The organism is Paenalcaligenes niemegkensis (assembly GCF_022230885.1).
GTDB classification, from domain to species: Bacteria; Pseudomonadota; Gammaproteobacteria; order Burkholderiales; family Burkholderiaceae_B; genus Paenalcaligenes; species Paenalcaligenes niemegkensis.
In genome coordinates, this window is sequence record NZ_JAKGCT010000004.1 from 755,606 (window position 1) to 770,293 (window position 14,688).

The window sequence follows — 14,688 nt, forward strand, 5'->3', positions numbered from 1 at the left end:
GCACAAAGCCCCATTACTGATTCTGGCTAACCATGGTTTTAACCATTTCCCACTTGCCGTCTTTAACCTCGTAAATGGTGACCGAAATTTCGCTGAGGTCGCCATTTTCATCGTAGGCAATATTTTCACTGGTTGCACCGGCGCGTTTTAAGGAGGCCAGTTTTTCCAGATATTTATCGGGTTGAGCTGAGCCCGCTTCTTTCATGGCCGCAATCATGTTCCAGGCGCCATCGTAAGCGTAGGGTGCATACACGCCCGGACTGACATTAAAACGTGACTGATAGTCACTGGCGAACTTTTCACCCGCTGCCATTGATGACAGGGGAACGCCTGCCAATGATGCATAGGTATTATCGGCTGCTGCGCCGGCCAGTCTCAGGAAGGTGTCGCTACGTGTCATTTCACCCGACACCAGGGGAGCTTCAATGCCCAGCGTCACCATTTGACGACGCATAGGACCGGATTGCGCATCGAGTCCGCCAAAGAACACCGCGTCGACATTACGGCCCTTGATGTTAGTCAAGATAGAAGTGAAGTCATTGGCTTTGTCGGTGGTGTATTCACGCAGCACAACTTTACCGCCTGAACGCTCCACCGCCTTGGCAACCTGGTCACTTAGACCTTGGCCATACGCTGTACGGTCATCGATCAGAGCGATATTCTTGGCGCCGAGATCGTTCACAATGAACTCGCCCACAGCCGCGCCTTGCTGAGTATCACTGGTCATCATGCGAAAGGCCGTTTCATAGCCTTGCGCAGTGTACTCAGGGGAAGTCGCCATGGCGATCTGGGGCAGCCCGGCATCATGATAGACACGAGAAGCCGGAATGGTGGTGCCGGAGTTAAAGTGACCCAGCACCCCATTTACATTTTCATCCACGATTTGCTGCGCCACTTGCACAGCGGTACGCGGGTCGGCCTGGTCATCCCGGGACAAAAGCTCAAACCTGGCTTTCTTGCCATCTAGCTCAATGCCTTCGGCATTCGCTTCTTCAAGGGCCAACGTCAGCCCATTGCGCATGTCTTCGCCATAATGCGACTGTGGTCCGGTCAAGGGCGCCGCAAAGCCAAAACGTACTACCTCTTCGTCGGCAGCATGCACCGCTCCGAACGCAGAGATCAGCGCGGCACATACTGCCACACGGCTAAAGATTGTTGCTGTTTTCATGATTTATCTCCTGATTGGTTTTATCCGGCTTAGTCTGCAAGCGCCCCAAGCCGCGTCTTTTGCTACTGAATGCCTGCCCCTGAACAAGGAACCATGGCACCCATTACCCCACCATCATTAAGCTGGCATTACCACCCGCAGCCGTCGTGTTCACGCTAGTGGATACTTCTTTTAACAGCCGTTCAGTGCGATAGCTGCTACCCCCTTTGATTTCTTCGACGCCTAAGCCCTGAATGTTCAGCAAAGCCCCCTCCCGCTCCAGCAGACGTACTTGCAGAGCCTGAAGTTCATCCGGATCACCTTCAAACAGCACCGCCTGCGCATCAGATTGCTCAAGCTCCGTGATCAGGCTCACAAGCGAGCGCTGCTTAGCACTCAAGCCCGCAACCCATGCTTTGCTAAATGGATTCTCTAGCACAAGCATGTGATTACCCGTGCTTTCACATGCGTCAAACTGGCACCGTAAACCACGTTCGGTCGACGCCACGCACAGCACAGTACCTTTGGCCAGCAAACGATAACTGTTGATTTCCCCTGTGGGTCCCGGTAAAACAACACTGCCACCGGCATTTCTCATTACCGAAAAACTAAAGTTCTCGATGGAAGGCGACTGAGACAGCAATCTGTACATATACAGGGGCCCGCCCGCTTTAGGCCCCGTGCCTGAAAGCCCCTCTCCTCCGAAAGGCTGAACTCCCACCACGGCCCCGACAATATTGCGATTAACATAAATATTGCCCGCTTTAATACGTTCCGTCACGCGTTTGACCGTTTCATCCAGCCGGGTATGTACGCCAAAGGTCAGGCCATAGCCACGCTCGTTAATCGTATCTATCAATGCATCCAGCTCTTCCCGCTGATAGCGCAAAATATGAAGTACAGGGCCAAACACCTCGCGCTTCAACTGATCGGCCCTATCAAGTTCAATCAGGGCAGGAGCGATAAAAGTACCCTGACGGCACACGGGGTCGGTCTCAATGCGATGCACCCGATGCCCTGCTGACTTCATTTCTTGAATATAGCTTTCTATTTGCGTCTGAGCCTCTACATCAATGACCGGACCCACATCGCACGCGAGAGTGTCCGGGTTTCCGACACGCAACTCGTTCATCGCCCCTTTAAGCATCTGAAACACACGGTCGGCACAATCACTCTGTATACACAGCAATCGCAAGGCAGAGCAGCGCTGCCCAGCCGAGTCAAAGGCAGAACTCAGGACATCCCCCACCACCTGCTCGGCAAGCGCTGAGGAATCAACGACCATGGCGTTCAAGCCCCCTGTCTCAGCAATAAGCGGAATGGGCCGCCCATGCACATCCAGGCGCGTACCAAGAGTACGCGCAATCGCTCTGGCCACCTCTGTGGAACCAGTAAACATCACGCCCTTGATACGAGTATCTGCAACCAGGGTGCTTCCCACGGTGTCACCATCACCAGGCAGCAATTGCACAGCACCGGGCGCAACACCGGCTTCATGCAGGCGCTGTACGGCCCAATAGGCGATCAGATTGGTCTGCTCGGCCGGCTTGGCTATAACCACGTTACCCGCAGCCAGAGCCGCTGAGATTTGCCCGAGAAAGATAGCGAGCGGGAAATTCCATGGACTAATGCACAGCACCGGGCCAAGGGCACGATGGGTGTCGTTGGAAAACTGCTGTTCCGCCTGGTTCGCGTAATAACGTAAAAAATCAATGGCTTCACGCACCTCATTCACCGCGCTCTCGAAACCTTTTCCTGCTTCCCGGATGAGCACTCCAAGTACAGGCTGCGTCGAATCTTCGATTAGCTGCGCCGCGCGTCTTAAGGCTTGTGCGCGCTCCGAAACCGGCGTGGATTGCCAAATGGGTGCAGCGCGTTGTGCCGTAGTCAAAGCCTGCTCAATTTGTTCGTTAGTGCTCCACTGTACCTGTCCCACCACATCATATCGATTAGCCGGGTTACGTACGGGATAGCTTTGCCCGGCAGCCATATCAGCGGAAGCGTTGGACTCAAGGCCATCGCCCACGATAGCGCGTGCGTGCCAGGGCTGGTCTACGCTGTGCAACAGGGCGGCTGACAAGGAACTTAAACGATGTTCATTGCTTAAATCGACTCCTGACGAGTTGATCCGCCCCTGCTCGCGATACAAATCAGCAGGAAGCGGGATTTTTTCGTGAGGTTTGCCTACAGGACGAATTGCTAAAGCCTGCTCTACAGGATCTGCAATCAGGCGCTCGATAGGGATTGCCTCATCGCTGACCTGATTGACAAACGACGTATTAGCCCCATTCTCAAGCAGGCGACGTACCAAATAGGCAAGCAGCGTATCATGTGACCCCACGGGTGCATAAATACGGCATGGGCGATTTAGTTTCATCGCACTGGCTGAACCAACCACCTCATCGTAGAGATTTTCGCCCATGCCATGCAGACACTGAAACTCGTACTGGCCCGGGTAATAGTTTTGGCCCGCCATGTAATAAATCGCGGAGAGCGTGTGTGCATTGTGGGTGGCAAACTGTGGAAACACGGCCTCGGGGGCACCAAGCAACTTACGTGCACAAGCCAGATACGAGACGTCGGTGTAGACCTTACGTGTATAGACCGGGTAACCTTCCAAGCCGTCTTCCTGGCTGCGTTTGATCTCAGTATCCCAGTAAGCGCCTTTAACCAGTCTAAGCATCAGGCGATGGCGGCTCCGCCGAGCCAGGTCAATTACGTAATCAAGCACAAAAGGCGCACGCTTCTGATAAGCCTGGACCACAAAGCCGATACCATTCCACCCTTCAAGCTCGACCTCAAAACAAAGTTTTTCAAGCAGATCCAGAGAGAGCTCCAGGCGATCGGCTTCCTCGGCATCGATGTTGATCCCGATATCGTACTGCCTGGCAAGTACCGTCAAGGATAATAGACGTGGGTACAGTTCAGTCATGACACGTTCGCGCTGCGTTCGAGAGTACCTTGCATGCAAAGCGGACAGCTTGATGGAGATTCCGGGGCCCTCATAGATTCCACGCCCCTGAGACCATTTCCCTATGGCATGTATCGCCTGCTCATAGGCTTTAAAATAGGTATGGGCGTCTTCAGCTGTCGTGGCAGCCTCACCCAGCATATCGTAGGAATAGCTGAATCCGCGCTCTTCATACTTACGGCTGCTGGCCAGGGCGGCCGAGATCGTCTGGCCACTGACAAATTGCTCGCCCATCATGCGCATTGCGGTATTGACCCCCTGCCGTATCAAAGGCTCGCCCCTTTGGCGATCAGGCGTGTCAACGCTGAAGACAAGGTTTTTTCGCTGTTAACGCTGACGAGCTTGCCAGTGATCATCAGCCCCCAGGTAGCGGCATTCACGAAAATGGACGAGGACTCACCCGAATGGGATCGCCAGTCTCCATGACTGATCTTGTCGCGGATCAAGGCATCACGGGTCGCGCGGTCGGGTATGCGCAGCAGCGCTTCGGCCAGACACATCAAGGCGACGCCCTCCTGGCTGGAAAGTGAAAACTCCTGAACCAGCGCTTCGACGCCACCGGCCTTGCGCTTGCCTCGAAGCGCTTCCACTAGTCGGGCAGCCAGCTTCTGTACTTTACGGGGTTCTTCGCTTTTTGCCTGATTTATGAGTAGCGGCAGACACTCGGTTTCAGGGCGACGGTACGCAGAAGTAATTGCTGCACGCACTACTGACTGCGGTTGTACGTCTTGGGCGAAGGCATAGAAAGGCGCATTGCTTTCAATCAACCCTGGAGAATCATCGGAGGAATTACTGTCTTCGCTCAGGTGCGAAATATCAGCCGGAACCACACCCTGTTCAATGGCCGAGATATAAGACAGCACCGCTTGCTTATGAAGCCAATGAGGCGTGCAGCCTAGCTGCTGAGCAGCCTCGCGCAACCGGTCTCGAATGGTGTCATCAACTTTGATGCCTAGGGTCGTGGTTGCCATCGGGTGGAGTCTCCAGACTAATTGACTGCTGAATCGTATGTGTATGACTCCGTAGTCTAGCCAAGTAAAACCCTAAGCGACATTCAGGTTAACCCGAAAAGAAAAGCGGGTTAACCTATGTGGTCCGAACTAGATAACACACGAAAATGCATCAATTTCGTCAGCAGGCTTAATCGAGGCCGCACCGTTCATTTGTTGAATCATCACGTCGATAAATTCACTCTGGAGGCGCTGGTGGGCAAGCGCCAGCCCCTCGACACCCGTCCCTGCCTCGGTTCGCAGACTGATCCGGCAAAGCTGCGCTTTGCCATCAAAGTTTACAGGACTGATGCGCCAGGAAAGATCCTGGCGTACATATTGATCGAACACCGAATCAAAGCGCTGCACTTCAACATCGATGCGCCAGTGCTCGACCCGATCTTCCGGACGGCTTAGCTCAGCGCTCGGCACCCCAAGCCGCTGTGTCAATCCGGCAGTGAGGGCCTGATGAATCTCATCAGCCAGTGGCGACGCCCACTGATAGTCGTTAAGCACCTGAACTTCCTGATCAGCCACCTGCGTCAGCACCATCTGGCGCTTATCTAGCTGCGTCGGCACCATAACCTTTTGCAAAAGTATGGCTTTTGCCGGGACGGCTGCATCGACAGTAGTCAAAGCCTGGTCAGGCTGCAAGCTAAAGTGACGTGTGGGTGGCGCAGTAGCACATGCGCTCAGAAGAAGGATCGTTAAAACCCCATAAGCCATTCTCATCGACGGGACTCCGGTAATTTATCAGCAGCTCGACCACGCAACAAGGACGAAGGCTGGCTTTGCAGCTCTGATGTCAAATCATTCAGAGATCTTAAGGCGCGGTTCATTTCACCAAGAGTCTGCTCCAGGTTATTGGACATGGGCGAGCCATCGGAGAGCAAGTCCTCGATGCGCTGCAAGGCCCCTTCTGCCGACTCAAGCGCACTACCTACACCTGGCACCACCGTTTTCTGCAACTGTTGAATCAGTTGCGCGAGACTGGCCAACCCTTCGTTCAAGGACTCAGCAGTTTCCTTAAGTGGCATGGTCTCGAGCTTGTTAACGATATTGGTGAATTGCTGCTGCAGACGATCAAAGTCACCACGCACCACTGGCAGCTGCACCGGCGTACGCATCGGATCAAAGTCTGCTTTCTTCGCATCCGGGAAGAAATCCAGGGCAATGTATTGTTGACCAGTCAGCATATTGCCGGCCCGCATCTGCGCGCGCAAACCGTGATTAACCATGCTCTCAAGAAACACATTGGTGGGCTCTACATCAGACTCGGAGCGCTCTTTGACGTAGTCGTAAACCGCACCCAAACGCAGAGGATAAATAGTCGCTCGCACAATGGTGTAGAAGCGTTCGCTATTCTGGTCAATATTGAGATTAATAGACGTGACATTACCCAGCTCCAGGCCTTGGAAATCGACAGGGGCACCTACTCGTAGTCCACGTACGCTTTGATACAGATGGAATTCAAGTTCAAAGGGGTCGCCATCGGGCTCCGCCAGCGCCTGCCCCTGCGTCGGGAACAGTTCGAACTCGGCGTTTGCAATGGCCGGCTCGGCATCGAGATCAGCGCCCCGGCTAAAGGCTACGCCGCCCGCCAGAGCAGAAACAATGGACGCCGTCTGCACACTAAAACCAGTCGCATCGAGGGACATATTCACACCGCTGACATTCCAGAAGCGCGATCCAGGACTGACAAAGCGATCGTTGGGGGCATCAACGAACACCTGTACCCGCACCCCGTCGCCTTTTTCATCCAGGCCATAGCCGATGACCTGTCCCACCTGAATACGCTGAAAGTAAACAGGCGAGCCGATTTCGAGCGAGCCCAGGTCCGGCGCCGTGAGTGTGAAGCGCGTGCCAGGCCGTGCGCTATTGATCTCGGGAGGCTGCTCCAGACCCTCGAAGTCGGTGACGGCGGACGCCACATCGTCAACTTCCGTCGGGGCATCGACGCTGATATAAGCCCCGGAAAGCAAAGTACCTAAGCCTGAGACACCACTAATGCCCAAGCGCGGCCTTACCACCCAGAACTTTGAGTCTTCCTGAGTAATATATTCGGAGCCGGCTTTCTGCAACTGTATGTGCACCTGCACATGCTTGCGATCAGGGGCTACGGAAATTCGTGTGACATCGCCAATAACGACGTCGCGATAACGAAGCTTGGTTTGTCCTACTTCCAGCCCTTCTGCCGAAGCAAAGCTGACAGTAACTGTAGGTCCGGTGTAGAACCAGTCTTTAAGCAGTAATGAGGCCCCTGCTATCAGGGCAATAATGGGTACCAGCCAAATCCATGAAAAGCGCGATTTTCGCGTAACGCGAGTGGGCTCTCGAACCGGGCGTACCGATGCGGGCACAGCACCGTTTTCAGACCCTGCGTCGTTTTCTTCTTCGCTCATTGTTTACCTAAACGTTTAAAAGACTGAGTACCAAAGGATGGAGACTGAGGACTTGCCGTGCGAGCGTCCCACCCCACCCTGGGATCAAAACTTAAGGTTGCCAGCATCGTGAGCACCACGACAAGTCCGAAGCTTAAGGCAGCGGGGCCGGCAAGAACTTGGGAAATACCCGGAAAATTAGCCATTGCCCCCATCAGCACCACCACGAAGACATCAAGCATGGACCACTGGCCGATAAATTCAATAAGCTCGTACAGGCGGGTACGTTGCCGCTGTACCACACGTCCCTGCCACCCCGAATTGAACAATAAAATCAGTAGAGCAACAAATTTGGTGATAGGTACGACCACGCTGGCGGTAAACACGATCAGGCCCAAATCAGGAGAGCCGCTTTGCCAAAGCTGAATTACCCCGCCCAGAATCGTATGGTCCGAAGCCCCAAGGGGCTGCGCAGCTGCATGATAGGCAACACATTGGCAGGTATGTACAAGACCATTGCTGCAGCCAGAAGCGCCAGAGTTCTGGAGCGCATATTTATCTTGCGTTTGCTTAAGCGACTGGCACACCGCTGACACGCCTCGCCGGCCGAGACCGGACTTTGTACCAGGCCACAAGCTGTACATGCCACATAGGCCTCAGGGTCGACGGCCTTAGCCTGAGCGATGACGATACCGGCTTCTGCAGCCATCTCCCATAAACGTCGAGAATCAAGCTTGGACGTGCCCGTATACACAAGCATTAAGGCAGCGTACGCCCAGATTCCAAACTCGAACTCCATGTTTGCGATGCCCGCAAACTTGACCATGGCCACCAATACGCCCAAAAAGACCACGGGAACCATCGACCAATGTTCAAGCAGCCCCATGATGCGCATACCTAGCGCAAAATCCAGCACCGAACGGCGTATCTTAATCAGCCAGAGTGCCCATAGCCTGAACAGCAACAATAACAACGGAAACCACAGTCCCATCAAGCCCGACATGATGGACAGAGAGTAATGCCCCTGCTGCCACGTCAGCACCAATGCGGACGGCAGGTTCGGACTAAGGCTTCTACCTTGTAAAGTCAGTGACACCAGCGGAGCCACATTGGCGATTACAAACAAAACAAGGGCCCCAAACACCAGGGCCAACCAGTCGTTGACCTTGAGTTTGGAGCCCCTGTTTAATACATAGGCGCACTGACCGCACTCCGCCGACTCGTCTGCCCGCACTGATACCTGTGTGTGTAAGGCATCGCAATGCGGACAAGCAAATAACGGCGGCTCGCCCATAACTTAACCGACTAGCTCGGCTTCTGGATGCGATGGCGAAGGATGCCCCGTATTGTTAGTGGAATCATCATCACCCCCGTTAGCAAAGATTAATATCACCTTGTCTGAGTCATCAACATCGACTTCGACCTGCCCACCATTGCTAAGACGCCCGAACAGCAGCTCATCGGCCAGGGCACGACGAATGGTATCCTGTATAAGCCTGTGCATAGGCCGAGCGCCCATAGTGGGATCGAAACCATGCTTAGCCAAATGCTCACGCAATGAATCAGTAAACGTGATTTCAACCCGACGTTCATTCAGCTGATGCTCAAGCTGCAGCAGAAACTTGTCGACCACGAGCAAAATCACTTCGCGTGACAGCGGCTTAAAGCCAATAATAGCGTCAAGCCGATTTCGGAACTCGGGGCTGAACATGCGTTTCAGGTCGGCCATTTCATCACCAGCCGCCTTGGGATTTACGAAGCCGATTGCATTACGGCTTAGTGCCTCTGCCCCGGCGTTGGTGGTCATCACCAGGATCACGTTGCGGAAGTCGGCTTTGCGGCCATTGTTGTCAGTGAGTGTGCCGTGATCCATAACCTGCAGCAAGATGTTGTAGACGTCAGGATGCGCCTTCTCGATCTCGTCGAGCAACAACACGCAATGCGGCTGCTTGGTGACGGCCTCGGTCAATAGCCCCCTGATCAAAGCCTACGTAACCCGGTGGGGCCCCGATCAGCCGTGACACGGTATGGCGCTCCATGTACTCGGACATATCAAAGCGCAGCAGTTCGATGCCCAGCACAAAAGCAAGCTGACGCGCGACCTCGGTCTTGCCCACGCCTGTTGGCCCGGAAAACAGGAACGAGCCTATAGGCTTGTCGGGACGGCCAAGGCCGGAGCGCGACATTTTAATCGCGGCGGCAAGCGCCTCGATCGCCTCGTCCTGGCCGAACACCACGGTGCTTAGGTCACGCTGTAGCGTGGCAAGCTTGTTGCGATCGTCAGACGATACATTTTGCGGTGGAATACGCGCAATTTGCGCAATGGTTGCCTGGATATCCTGTTTGCCAATGGTCTTTTTCTGACGTGAACGAGGCAATAGACGCTGCGCTGCCCCCGCTTCATCAATGACATCAATGGCTTTATCGGGAAGGAACCTGTCGTTGATATGACGCGCAGCAAGTTCCGCCGCAGCCGTGATCGCGGACGACGTATAGCGTACGCCATGATGAGCCTCGAAATGGCCTTTTAAGCCACGCAGGATCAGCACGGTCTCGGCAACCGATGGTTCTACAACATCGACTTTCTGAAAACGACGAGATAATGCATGATCTTTTTCAAAAATGCCGCGGTACTCGTTATAGGTGGTGGCGCCCATGCACTTGAGCTGACCGGAAGACAGGGCTGGTTTCAGTAAATTGGACGCATCCAGAGTACCGCCAGAAGCAGAGCCCGCACCGATGAGTGTATGGATCTCATCAATAAATAAAATCGCATTTTCGTCATCGTTCAGATCTTTAAGCACCGCTTTCAGACGTTGCTCAAAATCGCCGCGATACTTGGTCCCGGCCAGAAGCGCCCCCATGTCAAGGGAGTAAACAGAGGCATTGGACAATATATCGGGCACGTCTCCGGAGGTGATGCGCAAAGCCAGGCCTTCGGCAATCGCCGTTTTACCGACGCCAGCTTCACCCACCAGCAAAGGATTGTTTTTGCGGCGGCGACAAAGAATCTGGATTACCCGCTCGACTTCTTTTTCGCGGCCGATCAGGGGGTCGATACGGCCACGTCCAGCCTCGTCGTTAAGATTAGTCGTGTAGAGATCCAGCGGTGATTTCTGCTGATCGGAAGCACGACTGGGCGTGGTATCGGAAGTAGGGTTGCTACGCGATGATGCCTGCGCAGCCGGAGGCGGAGGAGCCGCCTCGTTTTTAGAGATTCCGTGCGATAAGTAATTAACCACATCAAGACGGCTAATACCCTGTTGCTGCAAGTAATACACAGCGTGGGAATCTTTTTCGCCATACATGGCTACCAGCACATTGGCACCGGTAACTTCTGTCTTAGAGCTATTGCTCGACGAGACATGCATGATGGCGCGCTGAATAACGCGCTGAAAACCAAGCGTCGGCTGAGTATCTACCTCGCCTTCACCCGGAAAAACGGGGGTATTTTCGCTAATAAACTTGCGAAGGTTTTTTCGTAAGGCGTCGGTATCGGCAGCGCATGCACGGAGCACTTCGATGGCCGCTACATTTTCCAGCAACGACAACAACAGGTGCTCAACCGTGATAAATTCATGGCGCGCAGCACGGGCTTCGACGAAGGCCATGTGCAGACTGACTTCAAGTTCTTCGGAGATCACGCTTCCTCCTACACGGCGAGAATTAATACCACTAGGTAGTCCTATTCTATGACTAATTAGGGTGAAAGTAACAACCAAACATAAACAACATGAGCAAAACCTACGATTCGGGTGCTGGTTCCATAATACATTGGAGTGGGTGCTCGCGTGCTACCGCCAGTTGACGCACGATCTCAACGCGAGTTGCAGCAATGTCTCTGGGGAAAATTCCACAGATCCCCCTGCCCTCGTGATGTACCTTAAGCATAATACGCTCAGCCTCAAGTTCGGTTTTATTAAACACACGTTGCAGCACTGCGACGACGAATTCCATGGGAGTGTAATCGTCGTTAAGCAATACAACTTGATACATCGGCGGTGGAGCCAATCGAGTAGTCTCACGCTCTACGACCGTGTCTTTTTGATTTGCCAACTGAATAGCCATAAAGAACTAGGTAATATCCATAGTTGATGGTTTATGTAAATTTCATCATTATCAAATTAATCCAATTAAGGACTCTCTTAATTTGAATTTATGGAAGTTGATAGCTTCCAGCAATTACGTAACTTATTATCGTTGAGAGGCAGTTCGAATGTCTGATTTAAACACCGCCACCACCACTAACGCCACAGAGGACAGCCAAAAGCTATCAGGTACCGTTAAATGGTTCAATGACGCTAAAGGTTTTGGCTTTATCACGCCCGATAACGGTGGCGAGGATCTCTTCGCTCACTTTTCGTCCATTCAAATGAACGGTTTTAAAACCCTGAAAGAAGGTCAGAAAGTTCTTTTCGAAATCGCCCAAGGCCCTAAAGGTCAGCAAGCGCTTAACATTACGGCCGGTTAACCCTTTTCAAAACAAGAACCACAATAGCTTTATATTAAACATGTATCACTTTCAATCAGGGCGAATTCGCCCTGTTTTTATTTTAGCGTCATTGTTCGTATTTGCCATGCCTCTGAAACCGGTACACGGCCAAAGCAGTTCTGCCAGCCTAGTCAAGCTTGAGACTACAGAGATCAGCATCGATAACAAAACCATTAAAGTCGAGCTTGCCAGCACCCCCGAAGAGCGCGCCACCGGATTAATGCACCGTAAATATTTAGCTGCTGACGAGGGCATGCTTTTTAGTTTCGAGACAGTATCCAGGCCCTGCTTCTGGATGAAGAATACGCTCATCCCGTTAAGCATCGCGTTCATCGATGAACAGGGCGTTATTATAAACATTAGCGAGATGCAGCCTGAAAGCCTAGAAGCGCACTGCCCTGAGCTTCCTGTACGCTACGCCCTGGAAATGAACGAGAAATGGTTCCTGTATCATAACATTGCGCCCGGCGCAGTCATTGAGCAACTGCCTTCACCACCACTGCAAAATCCTGCCGGACCCTGAGGTTCACAGCGTAAAACCCCGCAAGACCAACAAGGCGTTGCGGGGTTTGATCCGGGCCAACCGATCCCGGATAGCCTGACTAAAGGCGTTATTTACAATCAGGCAAAGTTGCTTGCCGCAAAATCCCAGTTAGCCAGTGCCCAGAAATTCTCAAGATATTTGGGACGCGCATTACGGTAATCGATGTAATAAGCGTGTTCCCACACATCACAGGTCAGTAGCGAGACGTCGTCGGTAGTCAGGGGTGTTGCTGCATTGCTGGTGTTAACGATATCTACACTGCCGTCAGACTTTTTAACCAGCCATGTCCAGCCTGAACCAAAGTTGCCGGTAGCCGACTTGGTAAAAGCATCTTTGAAGGCCTCAAAGCTGCCCCACTTGGCGTTGATGGCTTCAGCCAATGCGCCTGTAGGCTCGCCGCCACCATTGGGAGACAGGCTATTCCAGTAGAAAGTGTGGTTCCATACCTGAGCTGCGTTATTAAATACGCCGCCCGATGATTTTTTCACCACTTCTTCAAGTGAAGCCCCTTCAAACTCGGTTCCGGCTACCAAGTTATTAAGGTTTGTGACGTATGTCTGGTGGTGTTTGCCGTAGTGGTATTCGAGCGTCTCTTTAGAGATATGTGGCTCGAGTGCCGTTAGTTCATAGGGAAGAGCAGGAAGAGTAAAAGCCATGTTCAATTCCTTTAAGGTAATCTTGTTGCCGAGGCCAACATAGCATCGGTCTGGTTAAAGCAGGGCGTGCTTTTGCTTGATTTCCGCAAGCAGACTGCCGCGACCAAGCTCAACAGCTATCTGGTCGCTAACATTTAAGTCTAACGCATTTTTGACAATTTGCCCCGCCTCGTCCCGAACAATAGCATAGCCGCGATCCAGAATACGCATTGGGCTTAGAGCCTGGAGGGTCTGTTCAATACGGGCGAGCTCCTGCTGCTGCTGACGAAGCTTTCGTTCCGCCCCTGACGATAGGGCCTGCACCTGGCGCTGAAGATGCTCGCGCCGCGAGACTACACTTGGCAGTAGCCTGCTTAACCGCTGCTCCAGTGACTGGAAGCGAAAGCGCTTTTGCTCCAGCGAGCGACGCACGATACTCTCGAGATTACGTGCCTGGCCCATCAGTTGCTCGCGCTGATGGGCCATGCGTTGCTCTGGCGAAGTCAAGCCTGCCAGAGCCCGGTCCAAGCGCAATGAAGCCCGCTCAAGGGTGCGCGTTTGACGTTGGCCCAGGGCGCGAACGAGACTTTGCAATTGATGCAGACACTGGCTGCGACTGTTGCCTGACAACTCGGCAGCGGCTGTAGGTGTAGGGGCTCGCAGATCAGCCACAAAGTCAGCAATGGTGAAATCAGTCTCGTGGCCCACCCCGCTAATGATGGGAATAGGCGAAGCCACGACTAACCGGGCCAATGACTCATCATTAAAACTCCAAAGGTCTTCCAGGCTTCCTCCGCCCCGCACCAGCAACAGGGTATCAACTTCATTTCTGGCAATCGCCATGCCTAATGCCTCACAGAGCTGAGCCGCAGCAGTGGCGCCCTGCACAGGAGCGGGGTAAACGATCACGGCCACATGCGGCATGCGGCGCCGCATGGCAGTCAGCACGTCTCGCAGGGCGGCAGCTGACAGTGAGGTCACCACTCCGACGGCTTTAGGCATTGCCGGAATAGGAAGTTTGCGTGCGGCGTCAAAAAACCTTCGGCTTCCAGCTTGATTTTCAAGCGTAAAAAAGCTTCGTGCAAATCACCTAGCCCCGCCTTGCGCATGGCGTCGACTTGCAATTGATAATCGCCTCGAGCTTCGTAAAGCGTGACATTGGCACGCAATTCGACCTGCTCTCCTGCTTTAGGGGTAAAACCCACCATGGAGGCGCGCCCCTGAACATCACTGCGCGCACAGCAGCACGTTCGTCTTTGATCGTAAAATACCAATGTCCCGAGGCTGCCTGGGTAAAGTTGGAGACCTCGCCTTTTACCCACACTTTAGTGAAACTCTCTTCGAGCAACTGACTCACCTGCCGATTTAACTGACCTACACTCATTACTGGCTCTGGGATCATGCTAATACCTGTGAAAAAACTGAAAAGCGCTTGACTTCGGTGGAATCTGTCCACAACTCACTGCTGCCCTGCAAAAAACCATTGTTTCAGGCAGATTACGTATTACTGTTGATAAAAACATTAAAAT

General features: G+C 53.2%; 9 protein-coding genes and 3 pseudogenes. 2 read left to right on the forward strand and 10 right to left on the reverse strand.

Going from position 1 to position 14,688, the window contains the following annotated elements:
* Nucleotides 1–13 precede the first annotated feature (13 nt).
* From L1889_RS07650 to clpS, 8 genes and pseudogenes are all read right to left on the reverse strand, one after another.
* Nucleotides 14–1,168, reverse strand: coding sequence for a branched-chain amino acid ABC transporter substrate-binding protein (locus L1889_RS07650; protein WP_238664637.1), 1,155 nt, complete (start codon nucleotides 1,166–1,168; stop codon nucleotides 14–16).
* Between the two features lie 103 nt (nucleotides 1,169–1,271).
* Nucleotides 1,272–5,089 (reverse strand): annotated as a pseudogene (putA, locus tag L1889_RS07655) (trifunctional transcriptional regulator/proline dehydrogenase/L-glutamate gamma-semialdehyde dehydrogenase).
* 129 nt (nucleotides 5,090–5,218) lie between these two features.
* A complete protein-coding gene (locus L1889_RS07660) occupies nucleotides 5,219–5,839 on the reverse strand; it encodes a PqiC family protein (RefSeq protein WP_238664638.1) in 621 nt (206 codons plus the stop codon).
* Entirely contained in the window at nucleotides 5,836–7,509 is a 1,674-nt protein-coding gene (locus L1889_RS07665) for a PqiB family protein (protein WP_238664639.1), read from the reverse strand. The genes L1889_RS07660 and L1889_RS07665 overlap by 4 nt, the downstream gene beginning before the upstream one ends.
* A complete protein-coding gene (locus tag L1889_RS07670; RefSeq protein ID WP_238664640.1) occupies nucleotides 7,506–7,886 on the reverse strand; it encodes a paraquat-inducible protein A in 381 nt (126 codons plus the stop codon). Before L1889_RS07670 ends, L1889_RS07665 begins: the two co-directional genes overlap by 4 nt.
* 29 nt (nucleotides 7,887–7,915) lie before the next feature.
* Nucleotides 7,916–8,782 carry a paraquat-inducible protein A gene (locus L1889_RS07675; protein WP_238664641.1) on the reverse strand — a complete coding sequence of 289 codons (867 nt, stop codon included), beginning with the start codon at nucleotides 8,780–8,782 and terminating at the stop codon, nucleotides 7,916–7,918.
* A gap of 3 nt (nucleotides 8,783–8,785) precedes the next feature.
* A pseudogene (gene clpA, locus L1889_RS07680) lies at nucleotides 8,786–11,132 on the reverse strand (ATP-dependent Clp protease ATP-binding subunit ClpA).
* Between the two features lie 100 nt (nucleotides 11,133–11,232).
* Nucleotides 11,233–11,556 (reverse strand): ATP-dependent Clp protease adapter ClpS, encoded by a 324-nt coding sequence (clpS, locus tag L1889_RS07685; protein ID WP_238664642.1) that lies wholly within the window; start codon nucleotides 11,554–11,556, stop codon nucleotides 11,233–11,235.
* 148 nt (nucleotides 11,557–11,704) lie between these two features.
* Between clpS and L1889_RS07690 the strand changes: the two genes are divergently transcribed.
* Together L1889_RS07690 and L1889_RS07695 are read left to right on the forward strand one after the other, a co-directional pair.
* Nucleotides 11,705–11,959, forward strand: a complete 255-nt coding sequence (locus L1889_RS07690) for a cold-shock protein (protein ID WP_238664643.1) — start codon at nucleotides 11,705–11,707, stop codon at nucleotides 11,957–11,959.
* 106 nt (nucleotides 11,960–12,065) lie between these two features.
* Nucleotides 12,066–12,503: a DUF192 domain-containing protein gene (locus L1889_RS07695; RefSeq protein WP_238664644.1), complete on the forward strand. Its 438-nt coding sequence runs from the start codon at nucleotides 12,066–12,068 to the stop codon at nucleotides 12,501–12,503.
* A gap of 98 nt (nucleotides 12,504–12,601) precedes the next feature.
* Here the strand turns inward: L1889_RS07695 and sodB are convergent, their stop codons facing one another.
* Entirely contained in the window at nucleotides 12,602–13,180 is a 579-nt protein-coding gene (gene sodB / locus L1889_RS07700) for a superoxide dismutase [Fe] (RefSeq protein ID WP_238664645.1), read from the reverse strand.
* A 54-nt stretch (nucleotides 13,181–13,234) separates the two neighbouring features.
* Nucleotides 13,235–14,561, reverse strand: a pseudogene (gene xseA / locus L1889_RS07705) (exodeoxyribonuclease VII large subunit).
* Nucleotides 14,562–14,688: the final 127 nt, after the last annotated feature.

What these genes read in the sequence shown, in the direction of transcription:
- L1889_RS07650 (WP_238664637.1), bottom strand. Translation starts at nt 1,168, where the DNA reads ATGAAAACAGCAACAATCTTTAGCCGTGTGGCAGTATGTGCCGCGCTG.
- L1889_RS07660 (WP_238664638.1), bottom strand. Translation starts at nt 5,839, where the DNA reads ATGAGAATGGCTTATGGGGTTTTAACGATCCTTCTTCTGAGCGCATGT.
- L1889_RS07665 (WP_238664639.1), bottom strand. Translation starts at nt 7,509, where the DNA reads ATGAGCGAAGAAGAAAACGACGCAGGGTCTGAAAACGGTGCTGTGCCC.
- L1889_RS07675 (WP_238664641.1), bottom strand. Translation starts at nt 8,782, where the DNA reads ATGGGCGAGCCGCCGTTATTTGCTTGTCCGCATTGCGATGCCTTACAC.
- clpS (WP_238664642.1), bottom strand. Translation starts at nt 11,556, where the DNA reads ATGGCTATTCAGTTGGCAAATCAAAAAGACACGGTCGTAGAGCGTGAG.
- L1889_RS07690 (WP_238664643.1), top strand. Translation starts at nt 11,705, where the DNA reads ATGTCTGATTTAAACACCGCCACCACCACTAACGCCACAGAGGACAGC.
- L1889_RS07695 (WP_238664644.1), top strand. Translation starts at nt 12,066, where the DNA reads ATGCCTCTGAAACCGGTACACGGCCAAAGCAGTTCTGCCAGCCTAGTC.
- sodB (WP_238664645.1), bottom strand. Translation starts at nt 13,180, where the DNA reads ATGGCTTTTACTCTTCCTGCTCTTCCCTATGAACTAACGGCACTCGAG.